Genomic DNA, 20,168 nt, shown 5'->3' on the forward strand with positions numbered 1-20,168 from the left:
GCGGATGGGCAACGGATTTGTTGAAGGCGGAAGCGGTTGAAAAAGGGCAAAAAAAAAGCCAGCACCCGAGCTGGCTAAGTAAACACTGGAAGCAATGTGAGCAATGTCGTGCCTTCGCAGCGAGAGTATCAAGGGTTGATGCCCTCCCCGGAACGCATCGCAATAATAATCATTATCATTCGCACCTGTAAAGCGTTTTTTTTGACCCGTTCAAATAATATTGACTCAAGGCAGTAAACGGATAAATTCAGAGGTTATTCAACCGGTAAGCAACAGGAGCAGCGAGATGAGCGAGATCGTGATACGCCACGTGGAAACGACGGATGCGCAGGCTCTGCATCATCTTTATTCTCAGACGCCCGTCTATCGCGATACGCTGCAGCTCCCGCTACCGTCCGTCGAGTCCTGGCAGAAGCGCCTCGCCAATCCCGAACCGGGTACGCATAACCTGGCGGCCTTCATCGACGGGCAGCTTGCCGGCCAGTTGGCCGTCATGCTGAATCAGCGCGTGCGCCGCCGCCATGTGGCCACCTTCGGCATCGGCGTCGATCCGCGCTACCACGGCAAAGGCGTCGGCAGCCGCCTGATGCAGGCGATGATTGATCTGTGCGACAACTGGGCGGCCATCGAGCGCATCGAGCTGACGGTGTTCACCGACAACCCGGCGGCCATTGCGCTGTACCGCAAATTCGGTTTCGAGATAGAGGGCACCAGCCGCGCCTATGCCATGCGCGACGGTGTGCTGGTCGACGCCTACCATATGGCCCGTTTGCGCTCCGGGCAGCCGCACGGCGATGCGTAATCGTCCTCACCCGCAGGGGCCGCTGCGCCGGCCCCTGTGCATCAACCGCCGAACCTTTTTACAAGCGCTGGCCGGCCTGACCGCCGCCGGCATATTCTCTCCTCTCACCCCATTAGGTGCCGCTATGCCAACTTCCGCCGCCGGGCGCCCAGGCGCCCGCAACCTGATTACCGATGTGCCGGGCCTGAAGGTCGGCGTGGCGCAGGACAGCCGGGTGCGTACCGGCGCGACGGTTATCCTGCCGGACAGCCCGGCGATCGCCGCCGTGGACGTGCGCGGCGGCGGCCCCGCCACCCGGGAAACTGACGCGCTGGGTGAAGACAATTTGGTGCAGACCGTCGATGCGCTGACGTTCAGCGGCGGCTCGGTTTACGGCCTGGCGGCGGCGGACGGCGTCGCGGCCTGGCTGGGGCAACAGGGCCGAGGCTACGCGCTGCGCCCGGCCCCCGGCGTGCCGGTCTCCCCTATCGTGCCCACCGCCTGCCTGTACGATCTGGCCAACGGCGGCGACAAAAACTGGCAGCTCACGCCGCCGTATCGCCAACTGGGCATCGATGCGGTCGGCAAGGCCGGATTGGACTTTCCGCTGGGCACCGTCGGCGCCGGCTACGGCGCCATGACCGGCATGGGTAAGCTGAAAGGCGGCCTCGGCTCGGCATCTATCATTGCCACCAATGGCGCTACCGTCGGCGCACTGGTGGCGGTCAACAGTTTGGGTGCAGTGGTCGCACCCGGCACCCGCGCCTTCTGGGCGACCCCCTATGAAATTGACGGTGAATTCGGCAACGGCGGCGCAGCGGCGCTGGCGCAACTGCGTGCGCAGGGCGAAGACTGGATGGAACAAGAGCCGCAGGGCGGCAGAAAGAACACCACCCTGGCCTGCATCGCCACCGATCTGGCGCTGACGCGGGTGGAGTTGAAACGGGTGGCCATCATGGCGCAAGACGGCATGGCGCGCGCCATCCGCCCGCTGCACAGCCCGTTTGATGGCGACGTCGTGTTCGCCCTGTCCACCGGGCAGCGCGAGGTTCAGGGCAGCCGTGAACTGGCGGTGCTGCAAATCGGCGCGCTGGCGGCGGACACCCTGGCCCGGGCGATCGCCCGTGGCGTGCATGCCGCCACGCCGTGGCCGGGCAGCCAGGTCGCAACCTGGCAAACGCTCGGCGGCTAACACGCCGCCATCAAAAAAGGGGCGCCGGCGGCGCCCCTCGATCTTTATTGACCCTCGCCGCTTAAATACCGGCGGTTTCCCGAATATAGCGGCGCGCTTTCACCGCATACTCGAACGGGTTGGCCAGCGCCGGATCCTGCTCGGCCTCCACCACCATCCACCCTTTGTAACCACGCTCGTCCAGCAGCTTGAACACCGGCCTGAAGTCGATCACGCCATCACCCGGCACGGTGAAGGTGCCCTTCTTCACGCCATCGAGGAAGCTCAGCTTGTTGGCCTTCACTTCCGCCACCACCTCATCGCGCACGTCCTTCAGGTGGACGTGGTTGATGCGCGGCAGATACTTCTCCAGGATCGCCATCATCGCCTGCTGGCTGCCTTCCGAATAGTAGGCGTGGCCGGTATCGAACAGCAGGTAGACGTCGTCGTTGACCATGCTCATGTAGCGATCGATTTCGGCCGTGGTCTGAATGCCGGTGCCCATGTGGTGGTGCAGACACACCTGCATGCCTTTGCCGGCGGCGATCTTCGCCAGCTCGTTGTAACCGTCGGCCACCCGCTGCCACTCTTCATCGCTGAAGTACGGCTTCTCTTCGAATACGCCTTTGGTGGTGCCCTGAATGCTCTTGCTCTGCTCGGAGCAGCCGATCACCCTGGCGCCCATGGCATGCAGGAAATTCATATGGTTGATAAATTCATCGATGGTTTTGTCTTTCTGGCCGTCGGCGAAAAAGGTGCTGAACCAGGCATTGCAGATCTGGATGCCGCGAATGTCCAGCATCGGTTTCAGCACCGCCGGATCGCGCGGGTATTTGCTGCCCACTTCGCTGCCGGTGAAGCCGGCCAGCGCCATTTCGCTGACGCACTGCTGGAAGGTGTTTTCCTTGCCCAGATCGGGCATGTCGTCGTTGGTCCAGCCGATTGGCGCGATGGCCAATTTCACGTTGTCTTTATTCATGGTCTGCCTCGGTCCTTGGAGGGCCGCCGGTGCAAACGCCGCCGGCGAGCCGAATAAGATTATTTGCCCAACAGCTCTCTTTCGATGCGCTCTCTGGTCGCCACCGCCTGGCTCGGCATCTTTTCCGGGTAGCCGAACAGCGAGGTGCAGATGATCGATTCGCCGCCGACCTTGAAGCTGCGGTTGGCAAATTCCATGTCGCGCAGCGTCTGGAACAGGGCGTCGAAATTCACCTCGCCTTCGCCGATGCCGACGTGCTGGTGCACCGCAGCGTCAACGCCCGGCGGGTTGACGATATAACGGCAATGTTTGGTGTGATTCATGGTGTCGGCGATCAGCACGTGGGAAAGATCGTCCCCGGCGTACTGCAACATGCCGGCCACGTTGCCCTGCCCCTTGTCGTAGTAGAAGGTGTGCGGCACGCTGTAGAGGTATTTGACGTGGTCGCTGCGCAGCGATTTCACCAGATCGGCGGTTTCGTTGCTCAGCTCGCAGAAGTCCCACGGGTGCGACTGGATCTCCATACGGATGCCCTCGCGCTCGACGATCGGCAGCAGCTCCTCCATCGAGCGATACCACAGCTCCTCGCAGATCTCCGGTTCGTTGGGGTTGCCCGCCAATTCGGTGTTGATCACCTGCACGCCCATTTCCACCGCGATTTCGATCATCCGCCGCCAGTTTTTGACCGCCGCCTGACGGCGATCTTCGCCCGGCCCGGACCAGCGATACACCACGATAAATGAGGAGATCTCCACGCCGGTCGCTTTCAGGGCGTTTTTATACTCCGCCATGATTTCGCGGCTAGCCTTCGGATGCTTGTAAAACGGGTTGATCTGCGGGTGCGGTGACTGCTCGATGTATTTGTAGCCCCAGTCCGCCACCTGTTGAACCATTTTGGTGACGCCCAAATCCCGTATAACGTCGACATCAAAAGCGATCTTCATGGTCACTCCTCTGCAATCGTGGGTACGTGGTGCAAGCCGGTTATTTGTTGTAAAACGCCGGGCGCGCCGGCAGGGTCACCGGCACGATTTCGCCGCTGAGCTGGGCCGCCACGCAGGCGTCGGCGGTCACCGCGGCGGCGTAGCCGTCCCAGGCGGAAGGCCCGGTCAGCTTGCCTGCGGCCACGTCGTTGATGAAGCCCTGCAGCTCGACGTCATAGGCGTCGATAAAGCGATCTTTCCAGTCGGTCAGGATTTCGGTCGACAGGCGGGCGCCGCTGCGCATCTGCACCGAGGACGGCTCCGGCAGTTTGGCGATGCCGGTTTCCCCCACCACTTCACACTGAATGTCGTAGCCGTACTGGCAGTTGACGAAGATTTCGACGTCGATGCGCGTACCCTTGGCGGTTTCAAACAGCACAATCTGCGGATCTTTCAGGTGCGGGAACGCCTTCGGGCTCTTGCGCGGGAACACCACCTGCACCGACACATAGTCGTCGTCGAGCAGCCAGCGCAGCACGTCGATTTCGTGGATCAGGGTGTCGGTGATCGCCATATCGGTGGTGTAGGCCTCGCCGACCGTCGGGTTACGGTGCGCGCAGTGCAGCATCAGCGGCTCGCCGATCTGGCCGCTGGTCAGCACCTGTTTCAACGCGCGGTAGCCCTGGTCATAAGGGCGCATAAAGCCGACCTGCACCAGCCGCTTGCCGTGTTTCGCTTCGGCATCGACGATGTTTTTGCAGCCCTGCGCGGTCACCGCCAGCGGCTTCTCGCAGAACACCGGTTTGCCGGCGGCGATGGCCGCCAACACGAACTCTTCGTGGCTCGGCCCCCAAGAGGTGACCAGTACCGCCTGCACATCGGCGGCCTTGATCAGATCGTGGCCGTTGTCATACACCCGCGCATCCAGCTGCAGATCGCTCACCACCTTGGCGGCGTTGTCGCGATTGATGTCGTTCACCGCCACTACGCGGGCGCCCTGCAACACTTTGCTGCAGCGACGGATATGATCGCGGCCGATGGCGCCGGTGCCGATAACCCCAATGTTCAATGTCATTTTCGCTACCCTCTGGAAAGTGTGTTGTGTTCGAAAACGAATCAGTAATCGCGCGCCTTATCGATGTTTTCCTGCAGCTTGCGCGCCACTGCGACGATTTTCTCGCTGTCGGCCACCTGAGCGCCGCCCACGCGCCACCAGCTGAGATATTTGTGCACCATGGTCTTCGGCAGCACCTTGATGTCCAGCAGCGTGGACACGGTCTGCCTGCGGGCGTCGGCCAGCGCATCGAGCAGCTGCTGCTCGGTGGTGACGCGATAGGTTTTACAGCCGTAAGCCGCCGCCAGCATGGCGAAATCGACCGGCACCAGTTTGCCGTCGAGCTTGCCGCCCTCTGGATTGCGGAAGCGGAATTCGGTGGTGTAGCTGTCCATGCCGTGTTCCATCTGCAAATTATTGATGCAGCCGTTGGTCATGTTGTCGAACAGCACCACGTTGATCTTGCAGCCTTCCTGAATCGAGGTGACCAGTTCGGAATGCAGCATCATGAAGGCACCGTCGCCCACCATCGCGTACACTTCGCGCTGCGGCTCGGCCAACTTGACCCCCAGCGCGGCGTTCACCTCGTACCCCATGCAGGAGTAGCCGTATTCCACGTGATAACCGTGCTCGCCGCGGTTGTGCCACACTCGCTGCAGGTCGCCCGGCAGGCTGCCGGCGGCGGCGACGATCACGCTGTCCGGCGGCAGCTCGCGATTCAGCACCCCCAGCACTCGGCTTTGCGTCATCGCCGAGTCGGTCTGGGCGATAAATTCGGCGAACACCCGCTCGCGATCGAGGTGATCGTCGATCTCCGGCACAAAGCCCGCGCCGCTGTATTCCACCGCGTAAACCCGCGCGGTCTCTTCACGCTGGGCACCGCGTGCCGCGGCGATGGCGTCCCCCCAGCCTGCGCGATAATCAGCCTGCGCCAGCCGCGCGCCCAGTTCGCTCAGGGCCTCGCGGGCGTCCGCCAGCACCTGCACGCCGTCGAGCTTGCCGGCGTCAAAGGCGCTGACGTTGATATTGAGGAAGCTGACGTCCGGGTGTTGGAACAGCCATTTGGACGAGGTGGTGAAATCGGTGTAACGGGTGCCGACGCCAATCACCAGATCGGCCTGCCGGGCCAACGTGTTGGCCGCCAGGCAGCCGGTTTCGCCTATGCCGCCGAGGTTGAACTCATGGTCGCTCGGCACCGTGCCTTTGCCTGCCTGGGTCTCGGCGAACGGAATGCCGAAGCGCTCGGCGAATTCGCGCAGCGCCCGCCCGGCCTGCGAATATTTCACGCCGCCGCCGCACACCAGCAGCGGTTTGCGCTTGGCGGTCAGCAGCGCCAGCGCGTCCGCCAACATACCGTCGGTCGCCGGGCGGCGATCGAGCCGATGCACGCGTTTTTGGAAGAAATAGTCGGGGTAGTCGTAGGCTTCACCCTGCACGTCCTGCGGCAGACACAGCGTCACCGCGCCGGTATCCGCCGGATCGGTCAGCACGCGCATCGCGTTGATGCAGGCGCTCATCAGCTGTTCCGGCCGCACGATGCGGTCCCAGTATTTGCTCACCGCGCGGAACGCGTCGTTGGTGCTGATACTGAGATCGTAAGATTGTTCGATTTGCTGCAGCACCGGATCCGGCTGGCGGGAAGCGTAAACGTCGCCCGGCAGCAGCAATAAAGGAATGCGGTTGGCGGTTGCGGTGGCCGCGGCGGTGATCATATTGGCGGCGCCGGGGCCGACCGATGAAGTGCAGGCGTAGATCTGCCGGCGCAGCTTCTGTTTGGCGAAGCCGATCGCCGCATGGGCCATGCCCTGCTCGTTGCGGCCCTGATGCACCCGCAGCTCGCCGCTATCCTGCTCCAGCGCTTGCCCCAGCCCCAGTACGTTGCCGTGGCCGAAAATCGCGAAAATGCCCGCGACGAATTTGGTTTCCACGCCGTCGGCCAGCAGATACTGGTTATCGAGGAATCTGACGAGCGCCTGCGCCATGGTTAGCCTGATCTTGCCCATTTACTCACCCTTTAGATTGAGGGCCGCCCCGGAAAGGGCTCGCGCCGAGCCGACAATCCCGTGTTTGTATTACGCGGCGGCAGCTATTATCTTGAGCAGGCGATGCCCGCTGCTCACGAAGTCGACAACCTGAAACGTGAAGCGATTATAAACAAATATATTTTTCATAAAATCACATTACAGAAGAAACATTTCATTTTGCGATAAAGATCGCATATTGCATGAAAAGCCCGTTTCATCTCGTGATTCAGCTTTCACTGGCTTCGCGCCGCGCACCGGCCGATAGAAGCCGTTAGCACACCAGCTGACAGCCTTTTATCCTGACCTAACCCTCCTTTTCTGCGCGCGCCAGGTCGCCGTCTTATAGCCGCTTCATCGGCTTTTCCCGTTCCCCTGCCGATGTTTTAAACGCATCACATTTTCGGGGTGTAAATTTCATTCTATATTGAAATTGAAATTTTCATTCCCCATACTGACCACATGCTTCCTGCAGGGCGCCACGCTCGGGCCGCCGCCGGAGTTTTGCTTAAACAGAAGGAAACGGGTATGGCTACACAAGAAAAACAGCTTGATGTCATTTGTCTCGGGCGCATCGCCGTCGATTTCTATGCTCAGCAGATCGGCGCGCGGCTGGAAGACGCCGGCACATTCGCCAAGTACCTCGGCGGCTCTTCCGGCAACGTGGCCTACGGCACCGCCATTCAGGGGTTAAAATCCGGCATGCTGGCGCGGGTCGGCGACGAGCACATGGGCCGCTTTCTGCGCGAAGAGCTGCAGCGCGTCGGGGCCGATACCCGCTGTCTGATCACCGACAAACGTCGGTTAACCGGCCTGGTGATCCTCGGCATCAAAGATCAGGAAACCTTCCCGCTGATCTTCTACCGCGAAAACTGCGCGGACATGGCGCTGACGCCGGACGACATCGACGAGGCCTACATCGCCTCCGCGCGCGCGCTGGCCATCACCGGCACGCACCTGTCGCACCCGAACACCCGCGCCGCGGTGCTGAAGGCGCTGGAATACGCGCGCCGCCACGGCCTGCGCACCGCGCTGGACATCGATTACCGCCCGGTGCTGTGGGGGCTGACGTCGCTGGGCGACGGCGAAACCCGCTTTGTGGAATCGGACCAGGTCACGCGCGAGCTGCAGGAGGTCCTGCACCATTTCGATCTGATCGTCGGCACCGAAGAGGAGTTTCATATTGCCGGCGGCAGCACCGACACGCTGGCGGCGCTGAAAAACGTGCGCCGGGCCACGGCGGCCACGCTGGTGTGCAAGCGTGGCGCGCAGGGCTGCTCGGTATTCGAAGGCGAAATCGCCGACGACTGGGCGCAGGTGAAACTGCACGCCGGCGTGCGGGTTGAGGTGCTGAACGTACTGGGAGCCGGCGACGCCTTTATGTCCGGCCTGCTGCGCGGCTACCTGAACGATGAGGGCTGGGATCAGGCCTGCCGCTACGCCAACGCCTGCGGCGCATTGGTGGTCTCGCGCCACGGCTGCGCGCCGGCCATGCCGACCAAGCAGGAGTTGGATGACTATCTGCAGCGTGAACAACAGGTCACGCGCCCGGACCGCGACGCACGCCTGAATCACCTGCACCGGGTCACCACCCGCAGGCAACAGTGGCCGGAGCTCTGCGTGTTCGCTTTCGATCACCGCAAGCAGCTGGCGGACATGGCGCGCGAAGCCGGCGTCGGCGAGGAACGCATTCCGCGCCTGAAAACCCTGCTGCTCACCGCGGCGCAACAGGCTGCCGCGCAGGCGGGGCTCAACGGCAACAGCGGCATTCTGGCCGACACCACCTACGGACAGGCGGCGCTGAACGAAATCACCGGCCAGGGATGGTGGATCGGCCGGCCGGTAGAGTTGCCCAGCTCGCGCCCGCTGCGCCTGGAGCACGGCAATATTGGCTCGCAATTGATCGACTGGCCGCAGGAGCACGTGGTGAAGTGCCTGGTGTTTTATCACCCGCACGACGCGGCGGAACTGCGCCGCGAACAGGATGAGCTGATTGCCGACGTTTACCGCGGCTGCTGCAAATCCGGCCACGAGCTGCTGCTGGAGGTGATCCTGCCGGACAGTAACCCCGACAAGGATGAGCGCCATTACCTGGAGATGATTGAACACTTCTACCGGTTGGGCATTCAGCCGGACTGGTGGAAACTGCCGCCGCTGAGTGCGGAAAACTGGCAGCGGGTCGGCGCGCTGATCGACACCTACGATCCCCACTGCCGCGGCGTGCTGATCCTGGGGCTCGACTCCCCGGAGGCGGTGCTGAAGGCGGGCTTTGCCGCCGCTGCGGATGCGCGCTGGGTGAAAGGTTTCGCCGTCGGCCGCACCATCTTCGGCCAGCCTTCGCGCCGCTGGCTGCAGGGTGAAATCGACGACGCGGCCCTGATCGAGCAGGTGAAACAAAAATACCTGACGCTGATCGGTTTCTGGCGCCAGTACCGTCCGCAGGCGAGCGGCGCGCACTGACAGCGAGCGCGAGTTCACGTCCCCTTAAGGCTATTTCGCCGCTTTAAGGGGATTTTTTTGCCCCTTTTCTGTGAAGTCGCGCAATGTGCGATCGAATAAATCGCTTTTTGAGGAAATGAAATTTCCGCTCCGTCTGTTAAAATACCCTGTCAATATTTCAGGCGTCAGGCCCCTGCGCCTTCACCCCACTGCGAGCCGAATGGATGAACAACCCAACTCAACTTTCGCTGTTACAGGACGAGATTCGCCACCGTTATGAAACGCTGAGCAAGCGTTTGAAGCAGGTGGCGCGCTATATTTTGGATAACAGTAACAGCATCGCTTTCGATACCGTTGCCTCCATCGCCGCACAGGCCAGCGTGCCGCCTTCCACCCTGATCCGTTTCGCCAATGCCTTCGGCTTCAGCGGCTTCAACGAAATGAAGCAGGTGTTCCGTCAGCATCTGATGGAAGAAACGGTGAACTATACCGAGCGCGCGCGCCTGTTCCGCCAAACCTCTACCGACGACAACGTCGCACCGGAGAAACCGGCGGAAATTCTCAACGTATTCACCATGGTCAACGCGCAAGCGCTGCAGCAGCTGGCGATGCAGATCGCCCCCGAGCAGCTGGATCGCGCCGTCGAACTGCTCAACAACGCCGAAAACATCTACGTGATCGGCCTGCGCCGTTCGTTCAGCGTCGCCTCCTATCTCACCTATGCGCTGCGCCATCTGGAGCGCCGCGCGTTTCTGATCGACGGCCTGGGCGGCATGTTCACCGAACAGCTGAGCATGGTGAAACCGAAAGACGTGGTGATCGCCATCAGCTATTCGCCGTACGCCCGCGAGGCGGTGGAACTGGTGGAATTGGGCGCCAAGCGCGGCGCGCAGCAGATCGCCATCACCGACAGCCAGGTCAGCCCGCTGGCCGCCTTTAGCGATGTCTGTTTCGTGGTGCGCGAAGCGCAGGTGGACGGCTTCCGCTCGCAGGTGGCTTCGATGTGCCTGGCGCAGACGCTGGCAGTCTCGCTGGCGCTGAATAACGCCCGGGACGAGTAAGGCTGGGGTGAACGCGCCCGGCAGGCTCGGGCGCGGCGGGATTATTGCAACAACAAATAGCGGTAGAGCGCGCTTTCCAGATCTTGCTTCATGCTGATGAAAAGCAGAATCTCCACCGTCTGGCCGTCGTAGTCATAAATGACGCGATATTCGCTGTCGGGATCCAATCGCTCGTGCAACCGTACCCCCATGCCCGCCAGCACGGCGTTGAAGCGATAGCGGGCAGGATCGTCCGCGATTGCCGCAAGAGACGATAGCAACAGATTATCCACGAACACCCCGGCGGCGGCGGCCCCTATCGTTCCACTCTTGTAAGACTCGATGTCTTTCAGGCTCCATTCCGCCGCCGGCGCGACGGTAAAACGTATTTCCTGAGGCATCCTGCACCTCGGGCCTATTTCCGCGCGTCACGCAGCCGCTGCAAGGTTTCTTCGGGCGACAGACCGCGCTGATTTTTAATCTCTTGTTTCGCCAGCATAGTCAGTTTCAACAACGCATTGGACTGGCGCTCCAGATTGCGTTCCCGAATTTCGGCCTCTCTCTCAGCCGCCGTTTGCACAAACAGTTCGGCAACACCATTTTTTGTGACGTAAACCCCGCCTTCAAACAGATCGGGTGAACCTAATCCTTCGCGCGCCGCTTTTTGGGACATGGTGGTCGTCATGGTTTTTCCTCCTGCGCATAGGCAATCTCGCTGTATCACAGCGGTTCTTTGGAGTCACTCAGTCGGGGAGCGATCGCGTGCGGACAGGTTATCATTTGAGCAAGAGGGAGGGCAAATTTAGGTCAAATTTATACCCTGATAAAAAGAAGGCCCGGCAAGCCGGGCCTCAAACGCTTATTGCGCGGCGGGATAGCCGTCGCCGTTAATCCAGGCGTGGTCTTTTTCCCAGGTGAATTTCCACTGCCGCACCGGCCCGGCCATCACGTTAAGATAATAGTTGTCGTAGCCTGCCAGGGTCGCCACCGGGTGATAACCACGCGGCACTTTCACCACGTCGCGATTGTAGACCGGCATGCACTCGTCGAGCGTGCGATCGTCGGTATAGACGCGCTGCATGCAGAACCCCTGCTCCGGCTGAATGCGGTGATAATAGGTCTCTTCGAGATAGGTTTCGTCCGGCGAGTCTTCCCGATCGTGCTTGTGGCTCGGGTAGGAACTGGTGTTGCCCTCGTCGGTGTAAACCTCCACCACCAGCAGGCTGTCGGCCGGTTCGCTGTCCGGCAGAATGTTGTGCACCAACCGCTGGTTACGCCCCTTGCCGCGCCGCTCCACGCCGATATCCGCCGGCGTGATCAGCCGTGAGGGCAGGTGGCCGCTGCCGGGCGCGCTGCACACCGCCAGCTCCAGATCGGTTTCTGCCCGCACGTCGATACGATCGTGGTGCGGCACATACACCGCGTAAGGCGGCGTGCGCTCGAACGGGCTCATGCGTTTGCCGATATGCGGGTACTCGGCGCGCAGCGTGGCGACGGAGGCGATACCGGCCACCAGCACCAGGCACAGCTCCTTATCGCCGCACTCAAGCTGCAGCGACTGCCCGGCGGCCAGGCGATAAACGTCAAAGCCGACATAGCGCCACCCGGCATTTTCCGGCGTCACGTGCTGGATGCGCCCCTCGGCGTTCGGCGTCTGACATTTGGCAAGCAGTGAAGACATCTCGATTCTCCTGTTAACTCCCCGTGCAAAGGCCGTTGCCCCAAGGGAACAACGGCCCGTTTATACTCTGCGATCGCTTAACCCAGCGTCGGCATGCTGAATTCGGACACCGTCTGCTGCCCGGCCGGCCAGCGCGCGGTGGCGGTCTTCATGCGCGTATAGAAGCGCACGCCGTCGGTGCCGTGCACGTTCAGCGCGCCGAACACCGAGCGCTTCCAGCCACCGAAGCTGTGGAACGCCATCGGCACCGGTACCGGCACGTTGACGCCGACCATCCCGGCCTGCACTTCTTGTACGAACTGGCGCGCGTAGTGGCCGCTGCCGGTAAAGATGGCGCTGCCGTTGCCGAACTCGTGGCCGTTCACCGTGTCGATGGCGGTACGGTAGTCCGGCACTCGCACGATGCCCAGCACCGGCCCGAAGATCTCTTCGCGGTAGATGCGCATATTCGGTTTCACATGGTCGAACAGCGTGCCGCCGACGTAGTAGCCTTCAGGGTAGCCCGGCACCTGATAATTGCGGCCGTCGGCCACCAGGGTCGCGCCTTCTTCCACGCCCAGATCGATGTAGCCCAGCACCTTCTTCTGGTGGGCGGACGACACCAGCGGCCCCATTTCATTCTCTTCGCCGCCCTGCTGCAAGCCCGGCCCGACGCGCAGCTGCGCGATCAGCGGCTTCAATTTGGCGATCAGTTTGTCGGCGGTATCGTCACCGACCACCACGGCGATCGGCAACGCCATGCAGCGCTCGCCGGCGGAGCCGAACGCGCCGCCCATCAGCGCGTTGACCGTGGCGTCCAGATCGGCGTCCGGCATGACGATCGCCTGGTTCTTCGCCGCGCCGAAGGCCTGCACCCGCTTGCCGTGCGCGCTGGCGGTGGTGTAGATATGTTCCGCTACGGTGGAGGAGCCGACGAAGCTCACCGCCTGAATGCGCGGATCGGTGCACAGCTGCGCCGCGTCTTCATTGGCGCAGTGCACCACGTTGAACACGCCGTCCGGCAGGCCGGCTTCTTTCAGCAGCTCCGCCAGGCGCACCGAGGCGGAAGGCACCAGCGCCGGCGGCTTGAGGATGAAGGTGTTGCCGCAGGCCAGCGCGATAGGGAACATCCACATCGGCACCATCGCCGGGAAGTTGAACGGGGTAATGCCCGCCACCACGCCCAGCGGCTGCATCAGCGAGAAGCTGTCGACGCCGCTGCCGACGTCCGGCGAATACTCGCCCTTGATCAGATGCGGGATGCCGCAGGCGAATTCGACCACTTCCATGCCGCGCGTCAGTTCGCCCAGCGCATCCGAGTACACCTTGCCGTGCTCGCTGACGATAAGCTCGGCCAGCTCGTCGCGGTGTTGTTCCAGCAGCGCCTTGAAATTGAACATGATGCGCGCGCGACGCAGCGGCGTGGTGCGCGACCAGTCGGCAAACGCCCGATGGGCCACGTCGATGGCCTGTTTGACTTCGGCGGCGGTGCTCTGCGTGACGCGCCGCTCAACCTGCCCGCTGGCCGGGTTGTGCACGTCGACGGTTTGATTGCTGCTGCTCAGGCATACCTGCCCGCCAATAAAGTTACCCACGGTTTTCATGTCACGCCCTCTTTTCAAGTCCGCTGTCGCCTGGCCACACGCCGGCGGCGCGGCGTTAATCGTCCCGCTCGCCAAACCCCGTCGGCAAGCCGGCTAAATCCTGACCGGATGCAGCAAACTCTATTTCATTGAAAAAAAAGTTTCAAATAAATTGTTTTGAAAAATTTGTTTTTAGTGCGTGAGGTCGCAATTTTGTAGTGTCGATCGGATTAGCGCTTTCATTAGCGTGCCAGGGAAAGCGCAACGACGGCGGAGAAAACAAGGGTAATACACACTGACTTTGCTACAGAAAACCCGCGCTGCGCCAGCGCTGTCGTCGTTATCGCCCGCCCCCGAGCACCCAAGGTGCCCGAATCACTCGCGACGGTTTTTTTTGAACTGGATCTAAAAATCAATATTCCATTATTCACTAATTATGAAATAAATGTTCTTGTTTGTTCCAGCATTTATCGACGACATCGCCTTGATGACAGGCACGGTTCACACCCTTCCGCTCGCCCTCTTCCCGACACCCCAACCGTGCGGACGGAAGCCAGGATAAAAATCGGAGCAACACATGTCATATCAGCGTAAGCACAATACCGGCTACATATTGCGAATTTGCGGCATCGCCGCCCTGGGCGGCATTCTGTTCGGTTACGATACCGCCGTGATCTCCGGCGCGATCGAAGCGTTGAAAACCTATTTCAGTCTCAGCCCGACCGAAACCGGTTGGGCAGTCTCCAACGTGGTGATCGGCTGCGTCGTCGGCGCCTTTGCCGCCGGGCCGCTGGCGGCGCGCTGGGGCCGTAAAAAGGCGCTGATGCTGGCGGCGCTGCTGTTCACCGTGTCCGCCGTCGGCGCAGCCTTGGCCCCGACTTTCACCTGGTTCGTCATCTACCGCATCATCGGCGGGCTGGCGGTCGGCATTGCCGCCACCGTGTCGCCGATGTACATGTCGGAAGTGTCGCCAAAGGACATGCGCGGGCGGGCACTCAGCATGCAGCAGTTCGCCATCGTGTTCGGCCAGATCGTGATTTTCTACGTCAACTTCAAAATCGCCAGCATCGCCAGCGAAGCCTGGCTGGTGGAAATGGGCTGGCGCTGGATGTTCGCCTCGGGCGTGATCCCCTGCATTCTGTTCTGCATCCTGGTGTTCGTCATTCCTGAATCGCCGCGCTGGAACGTGATGATGGGCCGTGACGATCAGGCGCTGGCGATGTTGACCAAGGTCTCGAACGCCGCCCACGCGCAGAATCTGCTGAAAGAAATCAAAGATTCGCTGCAGCAGGATCAACAGCAGCAGCACCGGAAGCTGAACTACGGCGATGCGCGGGTGCGTTTCATCCTGTTCGTCGGCTGCATGATCGCCATGCTGCAGCAGGTGACCGGCGTCAACGTAATGATGTACTACGCACCGGTGGTGCTGAAAACCGTCACCGAAAACGCGCAGGAAGCGCTGTTCCAGACCATCTGGATCGGCGTGCTGCAGCTGGTCGGTTCGGTCATCGGCGCCATGCTGATGGATCGCATGGGCCGCATTCCCTTGATGCGTTACGGCACGCTGGGCGCCATCGCCGGCCTGCTGCTTACCTCGTACGCGCTCTATACCCAGGCCACCGGCTATTTCGCGTTGTTCGGCATGCTGTTCTTCATGGTGTTTTATGCGCTGTCCTGGGGCGTCGGCGCCTGGGTGCTGGTGTCGGAAATCTTCCCGAACCGCATGCGCGCGCAGGGGATGAGCATCGCCGTCGGCTGCATGTGGGTCGCCAACTTCGCGGTGTCGCAGTCGTTCCCGATGATCAACGACCACCCTTACCTGTTCTCGCATTTCCACGGCGCCTTCCCGATGTGGATCTTTGCCGCCTGCTGCCTGTTCAGCTACTGGTTCATCGGCCGCTATATTCCGGAAACCAAAGGCGTTTCGCTGGAAAAGATGGAGCAGGTGGTGCTGGCCAAACGCCACCGCCACCCCCTGCCCGACGGCAAGCCGCTGCCGCTGGAAAACGGCAAATCCTGATCTCTCAACCCTGACCGCTGGAGTAATGCCTCATGACCATTGCGCTGGACCGCTTCTGCATTAACCGCAAGATCGCGCCGAATCTCGATCTGGACAGTTTTTTCCGCCTGGTGAAACGCTGCGGGCTCAGCAACGTTGAGCTGCGCAACGACATGCCCAGCGGCAAGGTAACCGACGATCTGAGCGACGCGCAGCTCAATGCGCTCGCTGCGCAATACGGCATCGAGATCGTCACGATCAACGCCCTCGGCATGTTCAATCTGATGGATAATCCGGCGGCGCTGCTGCAGCGCGCCGAAGCATTGCTGGCGCAGGCGCAGGCCATCCACAGCCGAGCGCTGGTGCTGTGCCCGCACTGCAGCGCCGACGACATGCGCAGCGAGCAGCAAAAACGGGACGACACCCTCGCCGCGCTGCAGCTGCTGGCGCCGCTGTTTGCGCGCTATGGCGTGCAGGGATACGTCGAGCCTCTGGGCTTCGGCATCAGCTCGCTGCGATCGTCGCTGCTGACCCAGGCGCTCATCCGCGATTCGGGCGCACCGTACCGCATCGTGCTCGATACTTTCCACCACTACCTGAGCGGCGTGACGCAGGCCGACTTCGACGCGCAAATCCAGGTGGCGCAGATCGGCCTGGTGCATCTGTCCGGCGTGGAGGATGGGCGGGATAAAGGCGCGCTGAGCGACGAAGAACGCATCATGCTGAGCGAGGGCGATCGGCTGGAGAGCCGCCGCCAGGTACAGAACCTGGAACGCCTGGGCTATACCGGCATCTATGCCTTCGAGCCTTTCTCTTCGCAGTTGGACGGCTGGAGCGAAGCGGATATCGAACGGGAAATCCGCCAGAGCATCGCCCTGCTGCAAGAGTGAAAAAAACGGCCTCCGCGGAGGCCGTTTTTCATGGCGTTACTTCAGGTTGCCGACCACCAGCTGGTGGCGCTCGTTGTAAAACTTACGGTAGGCCAAATAGCAGGCGATGATGGTCGACAGGCTGGCGGTGGAAAGCAGCATGAAGGTCACCATAATCTGGTATTTGATCGCTTTCACCGGGTCGATACCGGCGAAGATCAGCCCAGACATCATGCCCGGCAGGCTAACCAGCCCAACGGTTTTCGCCGAGTCCACGGTCGGAATCAGCGAAGCGCGGATGCTGTCGCGGATCAGCGCCGCCGAAGCGAACTTGGGCGTCGCCCCCAGGCTGAGCATCTCCTGAATCTTCTGCTGTTCGCTCTTGAAACGCTGGCCGAGGTTGGTGTAGCACAGCCCCACCGCCACCATGGCGTTACCGGCGATCATCCCGGAGATGGGGATCACCTGCATCGGCGTAAATTCGATGGAGCCGGTCAATACCAGCACCGCCAGCGTCAGCACCGCGCCGGTGGTGATGGCGATAAACGACGTCACGAACGCATGTTCGACGTACTTGCTGCGTTTCTTGGCGTTGTAGGCCGCGTTAAAACAGATGAACAGCACCATCAACACGGTGAGCACCGCGTTATCCAGGTCGAAAATATACTTCAGCACGTAGCCGACGATGATCAGCTGCACCACCGCGCGGCAGATACTCCAGATAATGTCCTTTTCCAGCGCCAGCTTTTCCCGGTGGCTGATCAGGATGGCGACCACCACCAGCACCATCGACAAGCCTAAGGATTCGTTGGTGATGTTATGCTGATTCATGCTGTTGCTCCTGTTGTTCGGCGCCGTGCGCGCGCAGGGTGATCACCTCATCCGCATGCGCTATCTCTTCGGTATCGTGCGTCACCCACAGCACCGCCAGCCGGTGCTCCGCTACCAGCTGATGAACGATTTCGTTGACGTTGCGCTTGTTTTCTTCGTCCAGCGCGCTGGTGATCTCATCGAGCAACAGCACCCGGGGCATAAACTGCAGGTTGCGGATCAGGGACACGCGCTGCTTCTCCCCGCCGGACAGCTCATTGATGCTTTTGGTCAGCATCGCCTCCGGCAACCCAAAACGCGTCAGATCGGCCTGCATTTTTCGTTCATCCGGCGACTGTTGACGGATCTGGTAGGGCAGCGCCAGATTGTCGTAAACCGTATTGCCGAACAGCGCCGGCGTCTGGAAGCAGTAGGAAACCTGCTTGCGATACGCCTCCGGCGATATCTCGCCGATCGCCCGTCCGTCGAAATAGAGGTTCCCGCTCGTCGGATCCATTAAAGAGGAGATGATTTTCAGCAGCGTGCTTTTCCCGCAGCCGGAAGGCCCGGTGATCAGTTTGAACTCGCCTTCACCCAGCGTGAAAGAGACGGAGTCCAGGATCACCTGGTTGTCTATTTGATAATGAATATCATCCAATCTCAGTATGTCTTTCTTTTCCTTCATTACGATGCCGGCTCCCTACACCTGTTCCCGTCTGAGCGATAAGTATATGGCTGCAAAAAACATCTTAGCAACGCCTGCGCGGGTGGCAGAGAGCGGAGAGGAGGATTGGCGGAGCAAAACGCCCCGCCAAATGATAAATTTAATTAATCATTAGCTGTAGGAATAGTCAAAAGCGACCGCCAGGGTCGAATCACTCTTTTTTTATCGCTGCCTGTTCGTCGCAGCTGTACCAGCGTAGAGAATTGTTGATGCTGCGGTGGGTGCAGTGAACCTTGCCCTCCTTTTCCAGCGCCAGCAGCAGGGTGCGGGTGGTATAAATGTTTTCACCGCATTTATCCGCCAGTTCACGCGTCTTCGGCCATTGCTCCGGCGGGGGATGATGGCCCCCGGCCCCTTCCACACGCTCCCTGCACAATCCTTGCAACACATCCAGCATCAGCGATTTTCTACTTTCAAACGTTTTCGGCACCTTGGCCATAGCATTCCTCCTGAGTGGTTACTGCTGAGCTCCCCGCTCATGGCTGCACGTCAGCGATGCGCAGGGGGATAAATCACGGCGGTGTCCGCGCAAACGGCGTTGTTCCGATAAAATAGACCTAGCGCTGTCGAACACCGCGAGAATGAATATTTATTAATGAATCCAACCTTTGCAGATAAAATGTCATGCATTGATCCTCGGATTTTTCACTAGGATTTTTCTGTGCAATTTTTTTCACGGTTATCATGGTACGAAGATGTTTAAACAATCCCATAACGAACCGCGAAGAAATAATTACCAACATCGTCAACGCATTCGCCTTACCTCTGCTAAAAGCATTAATCTCAGTAATCATTCCATTGATCATCCTTTCATTATCACTTAGGTCATTATTATATGATGAACATGGCATTTCCTGCCCTTTTCTGGTTAATCACAATGGGTTAAATAACATAAATGCGTCAAAAAAATAGCATCGGATAAGAATAATCTCCCCTCCATCATATTGTTATTTTTTTGTTAAAAACACGTCGTCACCCCAGGAATTGGCGTTGGAACGCCATACGGACAACTAATCACACAAAATTATATAAAACAAATGCTTATGTTTTTCATTTTGTTTCATAAAGAAAATTTTTCAATGACCGTCAAAGCGTAATATTAGCAAAGCGATATTGCGCATTGTAGGGCAACAGCTATTCCAGTCGATCTAATATCTCGCATAACCTTATTTATACAGTGATTTATTCTGGATAATATTTACATACGATCTATTGGTTTTTGATCTTATATTTAACTTTTTCCTTTTGGTTTTATATTCTGAATTTGACTTATTTTAATAAAATCTATTTCCAAGCAATGCTATTGTTTGCAAGAATATTCCCAGCAAAACGCCATGCCGACATTCGGTTTTTAAAATCAAATAAAACCGACTAAACATCACATAACCATTTCGTTATTGAAAACAAATAACGAAGGGTGTGCGTATTGCCCAAAGCAAAAGGATCTGGCTCCCATCGCAGCGCAGCTGACAAGGCGTTGCCGCTCTGCGGGGATTTAGGTGTGCTTTTCTTTTTATTTAAATACTCTCTACAGGAACCTGAGAAATGAAACTGAATAAATTAATGCTGGCGACCGTCATTGCTTTTTCCACCGCCTCCGTTGCACATGCGGCGCCTAACCAGGGCAGCGGCACCGTGACCTTTAGCGGTGAAATTATCGATGCGCCTTGCAGCATCACGCCGGACTCCGTCGATCAAACCGTCCCGATGGGCCAGATCAGCAGCCGCATCCTGGCCAAAGAAGGCAAATCCAGCGCCGAACCCTTCAGCATTGAGCTGAAAGACTGCGCGCTCAACACCATGAAAAACGTCAAGGTGACCTTCACCGGCACGCCGGATGCCGTCAACAGCAAACTGCTGGCGTTGAGCGGTTCCGCCAGCGGCGCGGGCATCGTGATTTACGACCAGTTGCACGCCAAGGACGTTGAGTTGGGCACCGCAACGGACGGCCAGGGCCTGAACGAAGGCAACAACGCCCTGAAATTCGCCGCATACCTGCAAGGCAACAGCGCTTCCGGCGCCGTCGTGCCGGGCAAGTTCACCAGCGTGGCGAACTTTACCCTGGCTTATCAGTAAGCCTCGTTGGGGATGCCGGCACGGGCATCCCCATGCTTA

The 20,168-nt window shown here is 59.7% G+C and carries 18 protein-coding genes; 7 read left to right on the forward strand and 11 right to left on the reverse strand.

Features of this window, described 5'->3' with window-relative positions:
* The first annotated feature begins 286 nt into the window (after positions 1 to 286).
* Both ACYF6X_RS23060 and ACYF6X_RS23065 read left to right on the forward strand, forming a co-directional pair.
* A complete protein-coding gene (locus ACYF6X_RS23060) occupies positions 287 to 802 on the forward strand; it encodes a GNAT family N-acetyltransferase (RefSeq protein ID WP_060441401.1) in 516 nt (171 codons plus the stop codon).
* Positions 795 to 1,973: a P1 family peptidase gene (locus ACYF6X_RS23065; RefSeq protein ID WP_107227983.1), complete on the forward strand. Its 1,179-nt coding sequence runs from the start codon at positions 795 to 797 to the stop codon at positions 1,971 to 1,973. Before ACYF6X_RS23060 ends, ACYF6X_RS23065 begins: the two co-directional genes overlap by 8 nt.
* Before the next feature lie 61 nt (positions 1,974 to 2,034).
* On the opposite strand, the gene iolE is transcribed toward ACYF6X_RS23065, so the two are convergent.
* Genes iolE through iolD form a run of 4 tightly spaced genes read right to left on the reverse strand, consistent with a single transcriptional unit; the run spans position 2,035 to position 6,911 of the window.
* Positions 2,035 to 2,931, reverse strand: coding sequence for a myo-inosose-2 dehydratase (gene iolE, locus ACYF6X_RS23070; RefSeq protein WP_019455194.1), 897 nt, complete (start codon positions 2,929 to 2,931; stop codon positions 2,035 to 2,037).
* Positions 2,932 to 2,990: 59 nt separating this feature from the next.
* Positions 2,991 to 3,875 carry a sugar phosphate isomerase/epimerase family protein gene (locus tag ACYF6X_RS23075; RefSeq protein ID WP_063991722.1) on the reverse strand — a complete coding sequence of 295 codons (885 nt, stop codon included), beginning with the start codon at positions 3,873 to 3,875 and terminating at the stop codon, positions 2,991 to 2,993.
* A gap of 40 nt (positions 3,876 to 3,915) precedes the next feature.
* The gene (iolG, locus tag ACYF6X_RS23080) at positions 3,916 to 4,929 is read right to left on the reverse strand and encodes a bifunctional inositol 2-dehydrogenase/D-chiro-inositol 1-dehydrogenase (protein ID WP_033649354.1); all 1,014 of its coding nucleotides are present in this window, start codon (positions 4,927 to 4,929) and stop codon (positions 3,916 to 3,918) included.
* A gap of 41 nt (positions 4,930 to 4,970) precedes the next feature.
* Positions 4,971 to 6,911 carry a 3D-(3,5/4)-trihydroxycyclohexane-1,2-dione acylhydrolase (decyclizing) gene (iolD, locus tag ACYF6X_RS23085; RefSeq protein ID WP_107227984.1) on the reverse strand — a complete coding sequence of 647 codons (1,941 nt, stop codon included), beginning with the start codon at positions 6,909 to 6,911 and terminating at the stop codon, positions 4,971 to 4,973.
* A gap of 546 nt (positions 6,912 to 7,457) precedes the next feature.
* Between iolD and ACYF6X_RS23090 the strand changes: the two genes are divergently transcribed.
* Both ACYF6X_RS23090 and ACYF6X_RS23095 read left to right on the forward strand, forming a co-directional pair.
* Positions 7,458 to 9,389: a bifunctional 5-dehydro-2-deoxygluconokinase/5-dehydro-2-deoxyphosphogluconate aldolase gene (locus ACYF6X_RS23090; protein WP_063991724.1), complete on the forward strand. Its 1,932-nt coding sequence runs from the start codon at positions 7,458 to 7,460 to the stop codon at positions 9,387 to 9,389.
* 203 nt (positions 9,390 to 9,592) lie between these two features.
* Positions 9,593 to 10,429, forward strand: a complete 837-nt coding sequence (locus ACYF6X_RS23095; RefSeq protein WP_004930856.1) for a MurR/RpiR family transcriptional regulator — start codon at positions 9,593 to 9,595, stop codon at positions 10,427 to 10,429.
* 41 nt (positions 10,430 to 10,470) lie between these two features.
* On the opposite strand, the gene ACYF6X_RS23100 is transcribed toward ACYF6X_RS23095, so the two are convergent.
* From ACYF6X_RS23100 to ACYF6X_RS23115, 4 genes are all read right to left on the reverse strand, one after another.
* Positions 10,471 to 10,809, reverse strand: a complete 339-nt coding sequence (locus ACYF6X_RS23100) for a type II toxin-antitoxin system RelE/ParE family toxin (RefSeq protein ID WP_038871444.1) — start codon at positions 10,807 to 10,809, stop codon at positions 10,471 to 10,473.
* Positions 10,810 to 10,823: 14 nt separating this feature from the next.
* Positions 10,824 to 11,093 (reverse strand): hypothetical protein, encoded by a 270-nt coding sequence (locus tag ACYF6X_RS23105; RefSeq protein ID WP_033649358.1) that lies wholly within the window; start codon positions 11,091 to 11,093, stop codon positions 10,824 to 10,826.
* Between the two features lie 174 nt (positions 11,094 to 11,267).
* Positions 11,268 to 12,089 (reverse strand): 5-deoxy-glucuronate isomerase, encoded by an 822-nt coding sequence (iolB, locus tag ACYF6X_RS23110; protein WP_033636349.1) that lies wholly within the window; start codon positions 12,087 to 12,089, stop codon positions 11,268 to 11,270.
* A 77-nt stretch (positions 12,090 to 12,166) separates the two neighbouring features.
* On the reverse strand, positions 12,167 to 13,672 hold the full coding sequence (locus ACYF6X_RS23115; protein ID WP_049202852.1) for a CoA-acylating methylmalonate-semialdehyde dehydrogenase: 1,506 nt from the start codon (positions 13,670 to 13,672) through the stop codon (positions 12,167 to 12,169).
* Between the two features lie 556 nt (positions 13,673 to 14,228).
* Here ACYF6X_RS23115 and ACYF6X_RS23120 point away from each other — a divergent pair.
* Positions 14,229 to 15,671, forward strand: coding sequence for a sugar porter family MFS transporter (locus ACYF6X_RS23120; protein ID WP_130018322.1), 1,443 nt, complete (start codon positions 14,229 to 14,231; stop codon positions 15,669 to 15,671).
* 32 nt (positions 15,672 to 15,703) lie between these two features.
* Positions 15,704 to 16,540, forward strand: coding sequence for a TIM barrel protein (locus tag ACYF6X_RS23125; protein ID WP_130018321.1), 837 nt, complete (start codon positions 15,704 to 15,706; stop codon positions 16,538 to 16,540).
* A gap of 36 nt (positions 16,541 to 16,576) precedes the next feature.
* On the opposite strand, the gene fetB is transcribed toward ACYF6X_RS23125, so the two are convergent.
* The 3 genes from fetB to ACYF6X_RS23140 form a co-directional block, all read right to left on the reverse strand.
* Positions 16,577 to 17,350 carry an iron efflux ABC transporter permease subunit FetB gene (gene fetB, locus ACYF6X_RS23130; RefSeq protein ID WP_033645324.1) on the reverse strand — a complete coding sequence of 258 codons (774 nt, stop codon included), beginning with the start codon at positions 17,348 to 17,350 and terminating at the stop codon, positions 16,577 to 16,579.
* Entirely contained in the window at positions 17,337 to 18,014 is a 678-nt protein-coding gene (gene fetA, locus ACYF6X_RS23135) for an iron efflux ABC transporter ATP-binding subunit FetA (RefSeq protein WP_063991728.1), read from the reverse strand. Before fetA ends, fetB begins: the two co-directional genes overlap by 14 nt.
* Positions 18,015 to 18,204: 190 nt before the next feature.
* Positions 18,205 to 18,492, reverse strand: a complete 288-nt coding sequence (locus ACYF6X_RS23140; RefSeq protein WP_063991729.1) for a FaeA/PapI family transcriptional regulator — start codon at positions 18,490 to 18,492, stop codon at positions 18,205 to 18,207.
* Positions 18,493 to 19,598: 1,106 nt separating this feature from the next.
* On the opposite strand from ACYF6X_RS23140, the gene ACYF6X_RS23145 reads away from it, so the two are divergent.
* Positions 19,599 to 20,129 (forward strand): fimbrial protein, encoded by a 531-nt coding sequence (locus ACYF6X_RS23145; protein ID WP_063991730.1) that lies wholly within the window; start codon positions 19,599 to 19,601, stop codon positions 20,127 to 20,129.
* Positions 20,130 to 20,168 lie beyond the last annotated feature (39 nt).

The sequence above is a fragment of the Serratia sp. ID 25-353 genome (assembly GCF_054792795.1).